General features: G+C 65.4%; 13 protein-coding genes. 11 read left to right on the plus strand and 2 right to left on the minus strand.

Annotation, left to right across the window (positions count from 1 at the left end; all coding sequences use genetic code 11):
• Positions 1-10 precede the first annotated feature (10 nt).
• Positions 11-1,906 carry a sodium:solute symporter family protein gene (locus ACFOPI_RS07955; RefSeq protein WP_382172735.1) on the plus strand — a complete coding sequence of 632 codons (1,896 nt, stop codon included), beginning with the start codon at positions 11-13 and terminating at the stop codon, positions 1,904-1,906.
• 142 nt (positions 1,907-2,048) lie between these two features.
• Positions 2,049-2,426 (plus strand): hypothetical protein, encoded by a 378-nt coding sequence (locus ACFOPI_RS07960; protein WP_382172737.1) that lies wholly within the window; start codon positions 2,049-2,051, stop codon positions 2,424-2,426.
• A gap of 18 nt (positions 2,427-2,444) precedes the next feature.
• Here the strand turns inward: ACFOPI_RS07960 and ppsR are convergent, their stop codons facing one another.
• Complete coding sequence (gene ppsR, locus ACFOPI_RS07965; protein ID WP_382172739.1) at positions 2,445-3,266, minus strand: posphoenolpyruvate synthetase regulatory kinase/phosphorylase PpsR; 822 nt, start codon at positions 3,264-3,266, stop codon at positions 2,445-2,447.
• A gap of 214 nt (positions 3,267-3,480) precedes the next feature.
• On the opposite strand from ppsR, the gene ppsA reads away from it, so the two are divergent.
• The 5 genes from ppsA (at position 3,481) to ACFOPI_RS07990 (ending at position 11,574) form a co-directional block, all read left to right on the plus strand.
• Positions 3,481-5,880 (plus strand): phosphoenolpyruvate synthase, encoded by a 2,400-nt coding sequence (ppsA, locus tag ACFOPI_RS07970; RefSeq protein WP_382172741.1) that lies wholly within the window; start codon positions 3,481-3,483, stop codon positions 5,878-5,880.
• Between the two features lie 143 nt (positions 5,881-6,023).
• Complete coding sequence (locus ACFOPI_RS07975; RefSeq protein WP_382172743.1) at positions 6,024-6,245, plus strand: hypothetical protein; 222 nt, start codon at positions 6,024-6,026, stop codon at positions 6,243-6,245.
• Between the two features lie 3 nt (positions 6,246-6,248).
• Positions 6,249-9,011: an ATP-binding protein gene (locus ACFOPI_RS07980; protein WP_382172744.1), complete on the plus strand. Its 2,763-nt coding sequence runs from the start codon at positions 6,249-6,251 to the stop codon at positions 9,009-9,011.
• Complete coding sequence (locus tag ACFOPI_RS07985) at positions 9,008-9,382, plus strand: response regulator transcription factor (protein ID WP_382172746.1); 375 nt, start codon at positions 9,008-9,010, stop codon at positions 9,380-9,382. The genes ACFOPI_RS07980 and ACFOPI_RS07985 overlap by 4 nt, the downstream gene beginning before the upstream one ends.
• The gene (locus ACFOPI_RS07990) at positions 9,379-11,574 is read left to right on the plus strand and encodes a 3'-5' exonuclease (protein WP_382172748.1); all 2,196 of its coding nucleotides are present in this window, start codon (positions 9,379-9,381) and stop codon (positions 11,572-11,574) included. Before ACFOPI_RS07985 ends, ACFOPI_RS07990 begins: the two co-directional genes overlap by 4 nt.
• A 27-nt stretch (positions 11,575-11,601) precedes the next feature.
• On the opposite strand, the gene ACFOPI_RS07995 is transcribed toward ACFOPI_RS07990, so the two are convergent.
• Positions 11,602-13,467 (minus strand): putative nucleotidyltransferase substrate binding domain-containing protein, encoded by a 1,866-nt coding sequence (locus ACFOPI_RS07995; RefSeq protein ID WP_382172750.1) that lies wholly within the window; start codon positions 13,465-13,467, stop codon positions 11,602-11,604.
• Between the two features lie 165 nt (positions 13,468-13,632).
• Between ACFOPI_RS07995 and ACFOPI_RS08000 the strand changes: the two genes are divergently transcribed.
• From ACFOPI_RS08000 to ACFOPI_RS08015, 4 genes are all read left to right on the plus strand, one after another.
• Positions 13,633-13,929: a hypothetical protein gene (locus ACFOPI_RS08000; RefSeq protein ID WP_382172752.1), complete on the plus strand. Its 297-nt coding sequence runs from the start codon at positions 13,633-13,635 to the stop codon at positions 13,927-13,929.
• Complete coding sequence (locus ACFOPI_RS08005; RefSeq protein ID WP_382172754.1) at positions 13,926-14,501, plus strand: tetratricopeptide repeat protein; 576 nt, start codon at positions 13,926-13,928, stop codon at positions 14,499-14,501. Before ACFOPI_RS08000 ends, ACFOPI_RS08005 begins: the two co-directional genes overlap by 4 nt.
• A gap of 152 nt (positions 14,502-14,653) precedes the next feature.
• Positions 14,654-14,914 (plus strand): DUF4212 domain-containing protein, encoded by a 261-nt coding sequence (locus ACFOPI_RS08010; protein ID WP_382172756.1) that lies wholly within the window; start codon positions 14,654-14,656, stop codon positions 14,912-14,914.
• 3 nt (positions 14,915-14,917) lie between these two features.
• Positions 14,918-17,029: a sodium:solute symporter family protein gene (locus ACFOPI_RS08015; RefSeq protein WP_382172758.1), complete on the plus strand. Its 2,112-nt coding sequence runs from the start codon at positions 14,918-14,920 to the stop codon at positions 17,027-17,029.
• Positions 17,030-17,098 lie beyond the last annotated feature (69 nt).

The raw sequence follows: 17,098 nt of genomic DNA on the forward strand, positions 1-17,098 counted from the left end.
GGCACCTTCCATGGATCTCCAAACCACCATCTACCTCGTCGTGGGTGCCAGCTTCGCGCTGTACCTCGGCATTGCCTTCTGGGCGCGCGCAGGCAGCGTCTCGGAGTTCTACGTCGCCGGCGGCGGCGTGCACCCGGTTACCAACGGCATGGCCACGGCCGCCGACTGGATGTCGGCAGCCTCGTTCATCTCGATGGCCGGCCTGATCTCCAACATGGGTTACGGCGGCGCCGTGTTCCTGATGGGCTGGACCGGCGGCTACGTGCTGCTGGCCATGCTGCTGGCCCCGTACCTGCGCAAGTTCGGCAAGTTCACAGTGCCCCAGTTCATTGGCGACCGCTTCTACTCGAAGTCCGCCTCGACCGTGGCCGTGATCTGCCTGCTGACCGCGTCGACCACCTACATCATCGGCCAGATGACGGGCGTGGGCGTGGCGTTCTCGCGCTTCCTGAACGTCGACAGCGCCACCGGCATCTACATCGGCCAGGCCATCGTGTTCTTTTACGCGGTGTTCGGCGGCATGAAGGGCATCACCTACACCCAGGTGGCGCAGTACATCGTGCTGATCTTCGCCTACATCATCCCGGCGATCTTCATCTCGCTGAACCTGACGGGCCACTTCTTCCCGCAGACCGGGCTGGGTGCCGACCTGCAGGGCGCCGGAGCTCCGCTGCTGGCCAAGCTCGACCAGGTCGTCACCGACCTCGGCTTCAAGCAGTACACGACCAACAGCGCTGGTTCGATGCTGAACATGTTCTTCTACACCGTGTCGCTGATGATCGGTACCGCGGGTCTGCCGCACGTGATCGTTCGCTTCTTCACCGTGCCGAAGGTTGCTGACGCGCGCTCGTCCGCTGGCTGGGCCCTGGTGTTCATTGCCCTGCTGTACACGACCGCTCCCGCCGTCGGTGCCATGGCCAAGCTGAACCTGCATGCCACCGTCAACACGGCCGTGAAGACCAACGGCGACCTGTACGCCGCCGAATCGAGCCTGCAGTACGAGCAGCGCCCGGACTGGATGAAGCGCTGGGAAAAGACCGGCCTGCTGAAGTTTGCCGACCAGAACGGCGACGGTCGCATCCAGTACTACAGCGACAGCGGTCTGGCCGAAGCCAAGGCTGCGCTGGCCAAGGCCACCAAGGAAGGCGGCGACGTCGCCAAGGCACAGGCCGCCGTGGATGCTGCCCAGAAGAAGCACGACGAAGCCAAGGCCGGCAAGTTCGCCGCCGCTGGCTGGGGCGGTAACGAGCTGACCGTCAACGCAGACATCATGGTGATGGCCAACCCCGAGATCGCCAACCTGCCGAACTGGGTGATCGCCCTGGTCGCCGCCGGTGGTATCGCGGCCGCGCTGTCCACTGCCGCCGGTCTGCTGATGGCCATCTCGTCCGCCGTGTCGCACGACCTGATCAAGAATGTGTTCAACCCGAACATCTCTGAAAAGGGCGAGCTGCTGGCCGGCAAGATCGCCATGGCCGTGGCCATCGTCATCTCGGGCTACCTGGGTCTGAATCCGCCGGGCTTCGCGGCCGGTACCGTGGCCCTGGCCTTCGGTATCGCCGCCAGCTCGATCTTCCCGGCGATCATGATGGGCATCTTCAGCAAGACCATGAGCGACAAGGGTGCGATCGCCGGCATGCTGGCCGGTCTGTTCACCACGCTGTTCTACGTGTTCGCACACAAGGGCCTGTTCTTCATCAAGGGCACCGAGTTCGTGGACCTGGTCGGTGGTGTCAACGGCTGGTTCGGCATCGCGCCGGAAGCCATCGGCACCCTGGGCGCCATCGTCAACTTCGCCGTGGCTTACCTGGTGAACAAGATGACGGCTCCGGCACCGAAGCACATCCAGGACCTGGTCGAGTCGATCCGTATCCCCAAGGGCGCGGGCGCGGCCACCGGTCACTGAGCGTGACAGGCCCACCGCCCGGTTGCCCGGGGGTGGGTGACAAGCCCCGTCGGGCGACCGGCGGGGCTTTGCTTTTCGGGCAGGCCCTGCGCCACAATGCCCATCCCGCCAGCGTTGGGCGAACCGTCTTCAAGGACCCTTCATGGAATCCGGCCTGAGCATCTTTCCGATCCGCATCATCTTTTTCCTCGCGCTGTTCCCGGTGGCCTTCTTCTGGCTGCGGCGCACCTGGCGCATTCTGGTCAAGCGCGACTTCTCCGAGGTGGCGTTGAAGAAGGGCGTGCCCCCGCACGACGCGGAGCGATGGGCGCCCTATGAACTGGCGATCAATGGTGTGGCAGGCACGGTCATCGTATGCGTGATCGTGATGGTGGTGCTGGGCCTGCTGGACTACGACACCTGGGTGGCCATCGCCGGCTCCACCCTGTGGATCAAGCTCTTTGCATCCTTCGCCCTGGGGCGCCATGCCCACGGGCTGCCACCGGCCGGCAAAAAAGGCGGGCGGGTCAAGCAGGGTTGACCCGGGCGACGGGAGGGCTCAGTACGCCAGCCGTTCCGGCCGGATTTCCTGCAGGATGGTGGTGGCGATCTCTTCGATCGACTTGGTCGTGGTCGAGAGCCAGCGGATGCCCTCGCGGCGCATCATGGCCTCGGCCTCGTTGACCTCGGCCCGGCAGTTTTCCAGGCTGGCGTAGCGCGAGTTGGGCCGCCGCTCGTTGCGGATCTCGGACAGCCGTTCGGGGGCAATGGTCAGGCCGAAGATCTTCTTGCGGTGGGGCATCAGTGCTGGGGGCAGCTTTCGGCGCTCGAAATCTTCGGGAATCAGGGGATAGTTGGAGGCTTTCAGGCCATGCTGCATGGCCAGGTAGAGCGAGGTCGGCGTCTTACCGCTGCGGCTGACGCCCACCAGGATCACGTCCGAGCCCTCCAGGTCCTTGTGGCTCTGGCCATCGTCGTGCATCAGCGCGAAGTTGATCGCCTCGATGCGGTCGTTGTACTCCTTGCTCTTGGAGGCGTCGGAGAAGCGTCCGACCCGGTGATTGGACTTGATGCCCAACTCATCTTCCAGCGGTTCGACGAAGGTGCCGAACATGTCCAGCATCATGCCGTGGCAGTGTTCCTTGACCACCGCCAGCACCTCCATGTTGACCACTGTGGCGAACACCAGGGGGCGCCGGCCCTCGACCTCGGCGGTGTGGTTGATCTGGCGGACGGCCTGGTGGGCCTTGTCCACGCTGTCCAGAAACGGCAGGCGCACCCGGCGGACCGTGGTCTCGAACTGGGCCAGGATGGCGTTTCCGAAGGTCTCGGCGGTGATGCCGGTGCCATCGGAGATGAAGAAGACGGTGCGGTTGGGCATGGCAGGGCTCGCTCGGTGTTCAAGAAATTTCATGACCAGTCCCTGCTGATTTCACAGGGGGGCGGACACGGGGTGGTCCGGCGCTGGCGGCACCATCCTACAATCACGGGCGCCCAGATTGCTCGCCCCCTGCCCGGTGCACGACCCATAACAGAACCACAGGTCACCCGCTGGCGCATGGAGCCCCCCGGTTTTTCAACCTTAGGAGTCTTCCATGTCCAACCTGTTCGAGCCGACCGCCCTGGTCGTGCCTTTCGAAAAACTGCGAATGAGCGATGTCGAGGTCGTCGGCGGCAAGAACGCCAGCCTCGGCGAGATGATCTCGCAACTGCCCCAGGGGGTGAAGGTGCCCACGGGCTTCGCCACCACGGCCCATGCTTTCCGCGAGTTCCTCAAATTCGATGGTCTGACCGAGCGCATCAACGCCCGCCTGGACGCGCTGGACACCGAGGACGTGCGCGCGCTGGCCGAAGCCGGCGCCGAGATCCGCGCCATGGTCGAGAACCAGCCTTTCCCGGCCGATCTGGAAAAGGCGATCCGCGAAGAGTTCGCCCGCCTGAGTGAAGGCAACCCCGACGCCTCGTTCGCCGTGCGTTCTTCCGCTACCGCCGAGGACCTGCCGGATGCCTCGTTCGCTGGCCAGCAGGAAACCTTCCTGAACGTGCACGGCATTGAGGACGTGCTGCACAAGATGAAGGAGGTGTTTGCCTCCCTGTACAACGATCGCGCCATCAGCTACCGCGTGCACAAGGGCTTCGCCCACGCCGACGTGGCGCTGTCGGCCGGCGTGCAGCGCATGGTGCGCTCCGACCTCGGCGCAGCGGGCGTGATGTTCACCATCGACACCGAGTCCGGCTTCGAGGACGTGGTGTTCATCACCTCCAGCTACGGTCTGGGCGAGACGGTGGTGCAGGGGGCGGTGAACCCCGACGAGTTCTACGTGCACAAGCCCATGCTCAAGGCTGGCAAGAAGGCCGTGATCCGCCGCAACCTGGGCAGCAAGCTGATCGAGATGGTGTTCTCCACGCCCGAGGAGAAGGCCGCCACCAAGAAGCTGGTGAAGACCGTGGACGTGCCAGTCGAACTGCGCAACCGCTACAGCCTGACCAACGCCGAAGTGGAGCAACTGGCGCACTACGCGCTGGTGATCGAGCAGCACTATGGGCGTCCGATGGACATCGAGTGGGGCAAGGACGGCACCGACGGCCAGCTCTACATCCTGCAGGCCCGGCCCGAGACGGTGAAAAGCCAGTCGGCTGGCAAGACCGAGGTGCGCTACAAGCTCAAGGGCAAGGGCGCCGTGCTGGCCTCGGGCCGCGCCATTGGCCAGAAGGTCGGCACCGGCCCCGTACGCCTGGTGCACAACATCAGCGAGATGGACAAGGTCCAGCCCGGCGACGTGCTGGTGACCGACATGACCGACCCGAACTGGGAGCCGGTGATGAAGCGCGCCAGCGCCATCGTCACCAACCGCGGCGGCCGCACCTGCCACGCGGCCATCATCGCGCGCGAGCTGGGCATCCCGGCCGTGGTCGGTTGCGGCAATGCCACCGACCATCTCAAGGACGGGACGCTGGTGACGGTGAGCTGTGCCGAGGGTGACACCGGCCACATCTACGACGGCCTGCTGGAGACCGAGGTCACCGAAGTGCAGCGTGGCACCATGCCCGAGATCGACGTCAAGATCATGATGAACGTGGGCAATCCCCAGCTGGCGTTCGACTTCGCCCAGATTCCCAACGGCGGCGTCGGTCTGGCGAGGCTGGAGTTCATCATCAACAACAACATCGGCGTGCACCCCAAGGCCATCCTGGACTACCCGGCCGTCGATGCCGACCTGAAGAAGGCGGTGGAATCGGTGGCCCGTGGCCACGCCTCGCCGCGCGCCTTCTACGTCGACAAGGTGGCCGAAGGTGTGGCGACGATTGCCGCTGCGTTCTGGCCCAAGCCGGTGATCGTGCGCCTGTCGGACTTCAAGTCCAACGAGTACCGCAAGCTGGTCGGCGGCAGCCGCTACGAGCCCGACGAAGAGAACCCGATGTTGGGCTTCCGTGGCGCGGCGCGCTACATCAGCGAGGACTTCGCCGAAGCCTTTGCCATGGAGTGCGAAGCGCTCAAGCGAGTGCGCGAGGACATGGGCCTGACCAACGTGCAGGTGATGGTGCCCTTCGTGCGCACGCTGGAGCAGGCGCGCAAGGTCACTGAGCTGCTGGCGGCGAAGGGTCTGAAGCGGGGCGAGCATGATCTCAAGCTGATCATGATGTGCGAGATCCCGAGCAACGCGGTGCTGGCCAAGGACTTCCTGCAGTACTTCGACGGCTTCTCCATCGGCTCCAATGACCTGACCCAGCTCACCCTGGGTCTGGACCGCGACTCCGGTCTGGAGCTGCTGGCGCACGACTTCGACGAGCGCGACCCGGCCGTCAAGGCCTTGCTCAAGCTGGCCATTGGCGCCTGCAAGGCCGAGGGCAAGTACGTGGGTATCTGCGGCCAGGGCCCCAGCGATCACCCGGACTTCGCGCAGTGGCTGCGAGATGAGGGCATCAGCTCGATCTCGCTGAACCCCGACTCGGTGGTCGACACTTGGCAGCTGCTGGCGTCGTCCGCCAAGTAACCGCCGACCTTTGAATGCCAAAACGGCCGGGCTCTGCCCGGCCGTTTTGCTTTGTGCGCCAGCGTAAGGCCGGGGTCAGTGCCTGGCGCACAATCAGGCACAAAGGCGGCCCCAGGAGGCCGCCGCCGACCGAGGAGACGCGCATGTTTCAAGGACTGGACGCCCAACGCCTGGTGGCCCTGTTCGTGGCGGGTCTGTTGCTGTTCAACTTTCCGCTGCTTGCTCTGTGGGACCACGATGTCCGGGTGCTGGGCCTGCCGCTGTTTCCGGCTGCGCTGTTCCTGATCTGGGGCCTGATGATCGCCGCGCTGGCCTGGATCGTCGAGCGCTCACCCGAGGTCACGCCGGAAGGCGAACGCCACTGAACCATGCTGTCCGCCCCGCTGGTCATCGGCGTTTCCTTTGCCTATCTGCTGCTGCTGTTTGCCGTGGCTTACTGGGGCGACCGCCGCGCGCAGGCGGGGCGCTCGGTCATCGGCAATGCCTGGGTCTATGCGCTGTCGATGGCGGTCTACTGCACCGCCTGGACCTACTTCGGCAGCGTTGGCCGCGCCGCCAGTTCGGGCGTGTGGTTCCTGCCGATCTACCTGGGGCCCATGCTGGCCATGATCCTGGCCTGGATGGTGGTGCGCAAGATGATCCGCATCGCCCGCACCTACCGCATCACCTCCATCGCCGACTTCATTGCCAGCCGCTACGGCAAGAGCCCGCTGCTGGCCGGGCTGGTGACGCTCATCACGCTGGTGGGCATCGTTCCATACATCGCCCTGCAGCTCAAGGCCATCGCCAGCGGCTACGCGGTGCTGACCTCGCCGCCGGGCGAGGCGGCTGCGGCGCCGCAGCACTGGTGGCGCGACAGCACCCTCTATGTGGCGCTGGCGCTGGCAGGCTTCACCATGGTGTTCGGTGCCCGGCATCTGGACAGCACCGAACGGCACGAGGGCATGGTGGCGGCCATCGCCTTCGAGTCGGTGGTCAAACTGGTGGCGTTCCTTTCGGTGGGCGTGTTCGTGTCCTTTGGTCTCTACGACGGGCTGGGTGACCTGTTCGAGAAAGCGGACGCACAGGAGGCCATCCACCGCCTGCTGCAGTTCGACCAGGGCCAGCCCTTCGCCTACGCACAGTGGACCGGGCAGACGCTGCTGGCCATGCTGTCGGTGCTGTTCCTGCCGCGCCAGTTCCAGGTCATGGTGGTCGAGAACGTTCGCGAGCAGCACCTGCGCCGCGCGGTCTGGGTGTTTCCGCTGTACCTGCTGCTGATCAACCTGTTCGTGCTGCCCATTGCCATCGGTGGCCTGATGCATTTCGGCCCGGGCAGCATGGACCCGGAGACCTTCGTGCTGTCGCTGCCCTTGTCCGAGGGGCTGCACGGGCTGGCGCTGCTGGCCTTCGTGGGCGGACTCTCGGCCGCCACAGGCATGGTGATCGTGGAAGCGATTGCGGTGTCGACCATGCTGTGCAACGACCTGGTGATGCCGCTGCTGCTGCGCAGCCGCCGCGTCGGCATGCGCTCGGCCAGCGACCTGACCGGGCTGCTGTTGCTGATCCGGCGCCTGGCCATCCTGCTGATCCTGCTGCTGGGCTACCTGTACTTCCACCTGGCGGGCGAGGCCTACGCGCTGGTGAGCATCGGGCTGATCAGCTTTGCCGCGGTGGCGCAGTTCGCGCCCGCGATGCTGGGTGGCATGTACTGGAAGGGCGGCACCCAGCGCGGTGCGCTGGCGGGCCTGGTGCTGGGCTTCGGCCTGTGGGCCTACACGCTGATGCTGCCGTCGCTGGCAAAGTCGGGCTGGCTGCCCGATGGCTTTCTGGTCCATGGCCTGTTCGGATGGTCCTGGCTCAAGCCCGAGGCCTTTCTGGGTCTGAGCGGCCTGGACAACCTGACCCATGCGCTGTTCTGGAGCCTGCTGGCCAACGTCGGCGCCTATGTGGCGGTGTCCCTCTGGCGCGCACCGACGGCGGCAGAGACCAGTCAGGCGCTGCTGTTTGTCGATGTGTTTCACCGCACCGAGGGTGCGCGCCCGGTGTTCTGGCAGGGGCGGGCTCAGGTGTCCGACCTGCAGGCCCTGATGGCCCGTTTCCTCGGTGCCGCGAAGGCCGGTCAGTTGCTGCAGGCCCATGCGCGCGACCGCGGCGTGGCGCAGCTGGACGACATTCCGGCCGACGCGCGACTGGTGCACTTTGTCGAGACCCAGTTGGCAGGTGCCATCGGCAGCGCCTCGGCCCGGGTGATGGTGGCTTCGGTGGCCGAGGAGGAGCAGCTGGACCTCGACGATGTGATGCGCATCCTGGACGAGGCGTCGCAGCTGCGGGCCTATTCGAAGGCGCTGGAGGACAAGTCCCAGTCGCTGGAGCGTGCCACCGCCGAGCTGCGGGAGGCCAATGAGAAGCTGCAGAGCCTGGACCGGCTCAAGGACGACTTCATGTCGTCGGTGACGCACGAGCTGCGCACGCCTTTGACATCCATCAGGGCGCTGTCGGAACTCATGCGCGACGATGACGCCATGGAACTGGCGCAGCGGCAGCAGTTTCTGGGCATCATCGTGACCGAGGCCGAGCGCCTGAGCCGCCTGGTCAACCAGGTGCTGGACATGGCCAAGATCGAGGCCGGGCATGCGGAGTGGACCGTGGCCGAAGTGGACCTGCGCGAGGTGGCCGAGCAGGCGGCCGACAGCATGGCCGAGATGTACCGGGAGCGTGGCGTGGCGCTGCAGCGGGAACTGGTCGGGCATGTGCCCCTGGTGGAGGCAGATGCCGACCGCCTGACCCAGGTGGTTTTGAACCTGCTGTCGAACGCGCTGAAGTACGCACCGCGCGAGAACGGACAGGTGGTATTGCGTCTGGACTGCGATGGTGGCAGCGTGCGCATCGAGGTTCAGGACAACGGCCCCGGCATACCGCTGGACCAGCAGGCCATGGTGTTCGAGAAGTTCCGGCAGGTGGCCGGCGACGCGCACTACCGGCCCGGCGGCACTGGGCTGGGGCTGCCCATCAGCCGCCAGATCGTCGAGCATTTCGGCGGGCGCATGTGGCTGCTGTCGGAGCCGGGGCAGGGCGCCTGCTTCGGGTTCTCGCTGCCAGTGGCCGCAGGGCATGAACAGACAGACCCACAGAGGAGACAAGACACATGAGCACCAAGATTCTGATCGCCGACGACGAACCGAACATCCTGATCTCGCTGGAGTTCCTGATGAAGCGCGAGGGCTACGAGGTGGTGCTGGCGCGCGACGGCCAGGAAGCGATGGACGCCATCGTCCGTGAGCGACCGGCGCTGGTGCTGCTGGACGTGATGATGCCGATCAAGACCGGCTTCGACGTCTGTTGCGAGGTGCGCGCCCACGAGGCTGTGCGAGACACGCTGATCGTCATGCTCACGGCCAAGGGGCGCGACACCGACGTGGCCAAGGGCCTGGCGCTGGGCGCCAACGCCTACATGACCAAGCCGTTCTCGACCAAGGAACTGGTGCAGAAGGTGCGGGAGCTGCTGGGGGGCGCTGCATGAGTCTTCAGAAGAAGACCGACCCGCGCCTGTGGTGGCTGCTGGGCGCGGCCGCGGTGGCCTCCCTGCTGTGGCTGGGTGCGACCGTCGGCCTCATCGGTTCGGCCATGGAGGCCGAGGAACGCCAGGCGGTGCTGCAGACCGTGGGCGACCGCCTGGCGCTGCTCGTGCTGACCTGGGCGGCCGGCATGGCGGTGATCGGCTGGGGCCTCAAGCGCTGGTTCGACCTGTGGGTCACGCCCTCGGTGCAGCTGGCCGAGGAGGCCCAGGTCCTGCTCAAGACCGACGTGGTGCGCGAACTCACGCCCAAGGGCAATGCAGAAACCAAGGTGCTGGTGGGCCTGTTCAACCAGCTGGTGGCACAGCGGGAAGACCTGCGCCGCGAGATGGACCGCAAGGTGCACGAAGCGGCGCGCGGCATCGAGCAGGAGAAAAGTCGGCTGGCGGCGCTGATGTCGGAGCTGACCCAGAGCGTGGTGGTCTGCAACCTGGACGGGCGCATCCTGCTCTACAACAACCGGGCGCGCATGCAGTTCCGTGCGCTGTCGCAGGCGCCGGGCGTGGCCGGGGGCGCCGAGCTGATCGGGCTGGGGCGTTCGGTCTACAGCGTGTTCGACCGCAAGCTGGTGGCGCACGCGCTGGAGAACATCCAGCAGCGCATGGCGCGCGGTGCCGCCCAGCCCTCGGCCCAGTTCGTCACCACCACGCCGGCCGGCCAGCTGCTGCGCGTGCAGATGACGCCGGTGCGCGCGCCGGCCGGCGACGAGGCCGATGCGTCCGGCGCGGCGCTGACGGGCTTCGTGCTCATGCTGGACAACATCACGCGCGAGTTCGAGGTCGAGGCGGCCAAGGACCAGGTGCTGCACACGCTGACCGAACGCAGCCGGGCGGCGCTGGCCAACATGCAGGCGGCGCTGGACATGCTGGACTACCCCGACCTGGATGCGGCGATGCGCGAGCGCTTTCTGGGCGTGATCCGCGACGAGACAGGCGCCCTGAGCCGGCGCATCGGCGACCTGGAGGCTGGCTCGGCCGACAGCCTCAAGACCCGCTGGCCGCTGGAGGACATGCTGGGTGCCGACTTCGTGACCGCGGCCCTGAAGCGCATTGAGGTGGCGACCTCGGTGCCGGTGTCGGCCGCCGAGGTGGATGGCGCGCTGTGGTTGCGAATCGAGAGCTTTTCGCTGATCCAGGCCCTGGTGTACCTGACGGGGCGCCTGTCTGACGAGTTCGAGGTGCGTTTCGTGCAGCTGCGCCTGCAGCCTGCCACCGGGGCGGCGGGCAAGGCCTGGCTGGACCTGATCTGGAGTGGCCAGGCCATGAGCACCGAGACCGTGATGAGCTGGGAGATGGACCCGATGACGGTGGGGGGCGAGACCCAGCGCCTGACGGTGCGCGATGTGGTCGAGCGGCACAACGGCGCCTTCTGGTTTGAGCGCGAGCGCATCCGCCACCAGGCCTTTTTCCGCATCCTGCTGCCGCTGGCCAGCCCGCAGGAGCAGGTGGATGCCGCCACCTTCGTGCGCAGCGACAGCCGACCCGAGTACTACGACTTCGACCTGTTCAAGACCACCGAGCAGACGCGCTCGATGGACGATCGCCTGCTGACCGAGCTGACCTACACCGTGTTCGACACCGAAACCACGGGCCTGAACCCGTCGCAGGGCGACGAGATCATCCAGATCGGGGCTGCGCGCCTGGTCAACAACAAGCTGCTGCGGCAGGAGTGTTTCGAGCAGCTGGTGGACCCGAAACGGCCGATTCCGCCGGCCACGATCCCGATCCACGGCATCCAGCCCGAGATGGTGATCGGCCAGCCGACCATCGACCAGGTGCTGCCGGCCTTCCATGCGTTTGCGCAGGACACGGTGCTGGTGGCGCACAACGCGGCCTTTGACATGCGCTTTCTGCAGCTCAAGGAAGGGCAGACCGGTGTGGCGTTCGACCAGCCGGTGCTGGACACGCTGCTGCTGTCGGCGGTGATCCACCCGAACCAGGACTCCCACCGGCTGGAGGCGATCGCTGAGCGCTTCAACGTCACCGTCATCGGCCGCCACACCGCGATGGGCGACGCCATGGTGACGGCCGAGGTGTTCCTCAAGCTGATTCCGCTGCTGGCGGAAAAGGGCATTCGCACCCTCGGCCAAGCGCGCGAGGCCGCGCAGAAGACCTACTACGCCCGGATCAGGTACTGACCCCCCCGCCGCAGGCAGCGCGGGGGGTCACATCCGGTATCTCTGGGCCAGCACGCCCTGCAGAGAAGCCACCACCGCGAAGGCGTCCTTGAGCTGGGTGCGCTCGAAGTTGGAGATCTCGTCGGGGCTGAGGAAGTTGTCGGGGTTCTGACCCGCGGTGATCTGGCGCGCCTGGTGCTGAATGCGCAGAAAGGCCAGGAACTCCAGGGCATCGCGCAGGTCGCGGGCGCTCTGCTCGCTGATGGCACCACCCGCTGCCGCGCCGAGCAGGCGGTCGTGCGTGTTGACGGCACTGTCGCCCCCAGCGAGCGCGTAGACGCGGGCCAGGTCCACGATGGGAACGATGCCGCTGTGCTTGAGGTCGATCGTTCCCTTGTGCTCACCGCTGCGGATGGTGGTGAGCCCTTTGAACAAGCCCAGGGGGGGCTGGTGCTGAAGCGCGTTGCCGACCATGTAGGCCAGAAAGATGCTGTTGCCCTGGGTGCGCTGCAGGACGTCCCGCCGCAGCTTGTCGAGCATGTCCAGGTTGCCGTGGATGGCTCGCAGGTCAAAGAACACGCAGGTCAGCATGAGCGACTTAGGATCGGGCTGGCCGGTCCAGCGTGCGAAGTACTCCATCCACTTGCGCCGCGGTTGTCGCCACTCGTCCGTCATCGCCATCATCTCGCCAGGGCAGTGCACGTAGCCACAGGCATCAAGCCCGTCGCAGACGAAGGTCGACAGAGCCTTGAAGTAGGCCCCGTGCAGCGCCTCGTCGTAGGCGTCGTCGAGCACCATGCAGTTGTCTTGGTCGGACTTGGCTGTCTGCTCGCTGCGGGCTTGCGAACCCGCTGCCACCCACACGTAGTCGACCGGGGCCGGCCCGAGCTCCGCTTCGCCCAGCTGCAGCAGCCTGCTCGTGATCGCGTCGGTGATGGCGGTGACGATGTGGCCTGTGCTGTAGGCCGATGCCTCGGCCGCCGCCAGGCTCTGCTGCAGGCGCTTGACCTTGCCCGCCACCGCCTGCAGTCCTTCGAGCGTGGTCTGCTTGTAGATGTCTCCCGCCAGGTAGACGGCCGAGGTGCTGTGCTGCTCGGTCAGGTCGGTAGCGGTGATCATGCCCGCGATGCGCTGGCCGTCGAGCACCGGCACATGGTGGATGTTGTGTCGCGCCATGAGCAGCAGTGCATCGAAGGCCGGGCTGTGCACGTCGATGCTCATCGGCGCCAATGTGGCGATGTCGGCGATGGGACGCGAGGTGTCGAGCCCGGCTGCGATCACGCGGTTGCGCAGGTCGCGGTCTGTGATGAGGCCGAACAGCAGGTCCTGTTCGACGATCAGCACCGAAGACACGCGCTTCTCGCTCATCACCCGGGCGGCTTCGCGGATGCTGGTCTGCGGCGACAGCGCGACCGGCTCGCGCTTGATCAGGGCGCGCACCGGTGTGGTCATGAGGTTGAGCGCGGGGTCGCTCGGTCCGCCACCTCCGACCCTGGCGCCGGGTCCCGGCCTGGGGGCGCCGGGAACAGGGCCGAAGAAATAGGCCAGTCCCGGTGCTTCCCGACACAGGGTCTGCACCGTAAGGGCATCCAGTCGGACGCAGGTGGCGGCTGTTGTGGCCCTGGCACCGAAGACGCCCAGCGCATCGCCCAGGCCCAGGCCGAACAGGTCTCCCGCCTGCAGATCCAGCACCGGGTCGCCGTCTGCATCGAGCAGCTCCGCCTGGCCTTCGAGCAGCCAGTAGAGGTGGTCCCCGAAACGCTCGCTGCCGGACAGTCGTTCGCCGGCCGGCACCTGCTCCGGGACCAGGGCTTTTGCGAGGGACGCCCGCGTCGATGGCGCCAGCATGCCCAGAGCCCGGTGGCTCTCCAGCGCGCTGGCGAGCAAGCTGGAAGATGAAGATGCGTTGTCCATGGCGCAACGATTGTGTGACGGGGTGAACCGATCCTACATCCGGGCCAGAGTGGGCCAGGGTAAACCCTCTTGGTGTTTGACCGGAGGGCTGTGCTTGTCGGACAAGTTTGTAAGGAGTTGGTAAGTTACCAAATCAGAATGGGCCCACCGTTACACGATCCTTACATGCTGACGCTCATCCTCGCCATCAAACTGATTGCCGAAATCGCGCTGATGGCGCTGTTCGGGCAATGGGTGCTTGGACTGCTGGCAGGGCAGCGCAAGTCAACCAACCTGTTCTACCAGGTGCTGGAACAGATCGGACGGCCCTTTGTGCTGCTGGCGCGCCTGATCACACCGCGTTTCGTGCTGGAACGCCACCATCCACTGGTGGCGTTTCTGTTGTTGGGGCTGGTCTGGGCGGGGGCGACAGTGGCCAAGATCTCCCATTGCGTGAAGATCGGGGTGCAGCTGTGTCAATGAAAAATTCGCTCGAAGACTGGTATGTGCGCTGGCAGGTCCGCCTGCTGTTGCTGGCCGGACAGAAAACGCAGGCCCTGGCCCGCATCGAGCGCCATCTGGCATCGCGTCCGGACAACGCCTATGCCTTGGCGACACGGGCCCACCTGCAGGCCGAACTGGGGGACAAGTCCGGTGCCATCGACTCGATCGAGCGGCTGGTCAAGCTGCAGCCTAGGCAGGCTTCGGCCTGGTTCAACCTGGGGTTTTTGCGGGAAGAGGCAGGGCGGCTGGAGCAGGCCGAAGAGGCCTTTCGTCGAGCAACCGACATCGACCCTCAACTGGATCGCGCCTGGTATGGCCTGGCACTGTGCCTGATCCGCCTGCGTCGTTTCGACGACGCCGTGATGGCGCTGCGCAAGAACACCGAATTGCAACCCATGAGTCCCTACGGCTGGTACCAGCTGGCACGGGTTCATGTCGACCGGCAAGAGCCCGAAGAGGCGGCGAGGATCATTCGCCACCTCAAGAAGTTCGAGCCGAAAGTGGCGGCGCAGCTCGAACGCGAGACGGGTCTGGGCGTTGCCTCGACCTGAATGCATGCCGGCGGCATGCTGGCAGGCATTCTTCTGGCGCTGGAGCCGTGACGCGAGTTTGCTCACGCACGGGTCGGTTGCAAGCCACCGGAAGGAGACGGGTGGCGCCCGTGATCTGCCCGAAAGGGTGTTCTTGAAAAGAGGTCGATGCCATGGAATTGACTGAGAACCACCGCCGATACTGGCGGAAAAACCTGAACATCACGGCCATATTGCTAGCAATCTGGTTCGTGGTGACCTTTGTCGTGAGCTACTTCGCTCGCGACCTGAGCTTCAACTTCTTCGGTTGGCCGTTCAGCTTCTGGGTGGGTGCGCAGGGTGCGCTGGTGGTGTATTGCCTGATCATCGGGTACTACGCTTGGTACATGAACCGCCTTGACATCGAGCACGGTGTCGAAGAATCCGAGGAGTGAACCATGGCAGGCATGTTTGAAACTGCAGGCGCTGCCGGAGGCTCCAACAAGGCCTTCAAGCAGCAGCTCAACAAGGTCTACACCTGGTACACCGGGGGCTTCTTCATCTTTGTGGTGACGCTGGCCATCCTCGAACAGATGGGGCTGTCCCGCGAGTGGATCGGCTTCATCTTCCTGCTCGCGACCATCGGTCTGTATGCCGGCATCGGCATCATGAGCCGCACGACCGACGCTGCCGAGTACTACGTGGCAGGGCGCCGGGTGCCCGCGGTCTACAACGGCATGGCGACCGGTGCCGACTGGATGTCCGCGGCGTCGTTCATCGGCATGGCCGGCACGCTCTACCTGACGGGTTACAGCGGGTTGGCATTCATCATGGGCTGGACAGGTGGGTACTGCCTGGTCGCGCTGTTCCTGGCGCCGTACCTGCGCAAGTTCGGCCAGTTCACCATTCCCGACTTCCTGGGTGAGCGGTACGGTGGCAACCTGCCGCGATTCATCGGCATCGTGGCAGCCATCCTCTGCTCGTTCACCTACGTGGTGGCGCAGATCTACGGCGTGGGCCTGATCACGTCGCGCCTGACCGGTGTGGCCTTCGAGCTGGGCATTTTCCTGGGACTGGGCGGCATTCTGGTCTGCTCGTTCCTGGGCGGCATGCGCGCGGTGACCTGGACCCAGGTGGCGCAGTACATCATCCTGATCGTGGCCTACATGATTCCCGTCGTGTGGCTGTCGGTGAAGCAGACCAGCGTGCCGGTGCCGCAAGCCGTCTACGGCTTCCAACTGGAGAAGGTCACGGCCAAGGAAAAGCTGCTGACCAACGACGCCAAGGAGCTGGAGGTGCGCGAGATCTACAAGAAGCGCGCCGCCGATCTGGACGCCAAGCTCAAGGACCCTGCCAACGCGCTGGCTGCTGACAAGGCCGCTGCCGAGGCCAAACTGGCCGAGCTGCGCGCCGCCAATGCACCCGCTGCGGACATCGCGGCTGCCGAGAAGGCGCTGGCTGCGGTGCCCAAGGACGAAGCGGCGGCCAAGAAGGCATGGACTGCCGCGAAGACGGCTGCTGAAAACAAGGCCAAACCGCTCAATGGCATGCCCGCGCACGCAGCGCAGTTCTCGGGCGACCCGAACGGCGACGAGAAGGCCCAGAAGACCTACAACGAGTCGCGGCGCAACTTCCTGGCCCTGATCTTCTGCCTGATGATCGGTACGGCCGCCTTGCCTCACATCCTCATGCGGTACTACACGGTGCCCAGCGTGAAGGAGGCCCGCCAGTCGGTGACCTGGTCGCTGTTCTTTATCTTCCTGCTGTACTTCACGGCGCCTGCGCTGGCGGTGCTGGTCAAGTACGAGGTGTTCCACGTACTCATCGGTACGCCATTCGATCAGTTGCCCCAGTGGGTGGCGGCGTGGAGCAAGGTGGATGCGTCGCTGCTGTCGGTGACCGACATCAACAAGGACAACATCCTGCAGCTCAATGAGATGAGCATCGGCGGCGACATCATCGTGCTGGCAACCGCCGAAATCGGTGGCCTGCCGTACGTGATCTCGGGTCTGGTGGCCGCAGGTGGTCTGGCAGCGGCGCTGTCGACGGCCGACGGCCTGCTGCTTACGATCGCCAACGCGCTGTCGCATGACCTGTACTACAAGATGATCGACCCGAATGCCTCCACGGCCCGCCGGGTGACCATCTCGAAGATGCTGCTGCTGATCGTCGCGCTGATGGCGGCCTATGTTGCGGCGCAGAAACCGGCGGACATCCTGTTCCTGGTGTCGGCGGCGTTCTCATTCGCAGCTGCGGCGTTCTTCCCGGCCCTGGTGCTGGGCATCTTCTGGAAGCGAGCCACTGGTGTCGCCGCCTCCCTGGGCATGGTGGCGGGACTTGGTATCACTTTCTACTACATGGTGACCACCCAGCCCTGGCTGCGCGGTGTCTTCGGTGTGACCTCGCCGGTTGAGCTCTGGTATGGCATCCAGCCTATCTCTGCTGGCGTCTTCGGGGTACCGGTTGGTTTCTTGGTGATCATTGTGGTCAGCCTGATCACGCCGGCTCCTAGTCGAAAGATCCAGGAGCTGGTGGAGCACGTCCGCTATCCAAACCTGAAGCTCGGCTGAGAGTGCCCAGTCCGCCGGTGTGCCCGGTGGACCTGTTCCGAAGGCGGGTTGCTGTTGCGGCCCGCCTTT

It is taken from the genome of Hydrogenophaga luteola (genome assembly GCF_042648585.1).
In the GTDB taxonomy this organism is placed as follows: Bacteria; Pseudomonadota; Gammaproteobacteria; order Burkholderiales; family Burkholderiaceae_C; genus Hydrogenophaga; species Hydrogenophaga luteola.

Excerpts from the sequence above, each read along its gene's own strand:
- ACFOPI_RS07955 (WP_382172735.1), top strand. The coding sequence starts at position 11 with ATGGATCTCCAAACCACCATCTACCTCGTCGTGGGTGCCAGCTTCGCG.
- ACFOPI_RS07960 (WP_382172737.1), top strand. The coding sequence starts at position 2,049 with ATGGAATCCGGCCTGAGCATCTTTCCGATCCGCATCATCTTTTTCCTC.
- ppsR (WP_382172739.1), bottom strand. The coding sequence starts at position 3,266 with ATGCCCAACCGCACCGTCTTCTTCATCTCCGATGGCACCGGCATCACC.
- ppsA (WP_382172741.1), top strand. The coding sequence starts at position 3,481 with ATGTCCAACCTGTTCGAGCCGACCGCCCTGGTCGTGCCTTTCGAAAAA.
- ACFOPI_RS07975 (WP_382172743.1), top strand. The coding sequence starts at position 6,024 with ATGTTTCAAGGACTGGACGCCCAACGCCTGGTGGCCCTGTTCGTGGCG.
- ACFOPI_RS07980 (WP_382172744.1), top strand. The coding sequence starts at position 6,249 with ATGCTGTCCGCCCCGCTGGTCATCGGCGTTTCCTTTGCCTATCTGCTG.
- ACFOPI_RS07985 (WP_382172746.1), top strand. The coding sequence starts at position 9,008 with ATGAGCACCAAGATTCTGATCGCCGACGACGAACCGAACATCCTGATC.
- ACFOPI_RS07990 (WP_382172748.1), top strand. The coding sequence starts at position 9,379 with ATGAGTCTTCAGAAGAAGACCGACCCGCGCCTGTGGTGGCTGCTGGGC.
- ACFOPI_RS07995 (WP_382172750.1), bottom strand. The coding sequence starts at position 13,467 with ATGGACAACGCATCTTCATCTTCCAGCTTGCTCGCCAGCGCGCTGGAG.
- ACFOPI_RS08000 (WP_382172752.1), top strand. The coding sequence starts at position 13,633 with ATGCTGACGCTCATCCTCGCCATCAAACTGATTGCCGAAATCGCGCTG.
- ACFOPI_RS08005 (WP_382172754.1), top strand. The coding sequence starts at position 13,926 with ATGAAAAATTCGCTCGAAGACTGGTATGTGCGCTGGCAGGTCCGCCTG.
- ACFOPI_RS08010 (WP_382172756.1), top strand. The coding sequence starts at position 14,654 with ATGGAATTGACTGAGAACCACCGCCGATACTGGCGGAAAAACCTGAAC.
- ACFOPI_RS08015 (WP_382172758.1), top strand. The coding sequence starts at position 14,918 with ATGGCAGGCATGTTTGAAACTGCAGGCGCTGCCGGAGGCTCCAACAAG.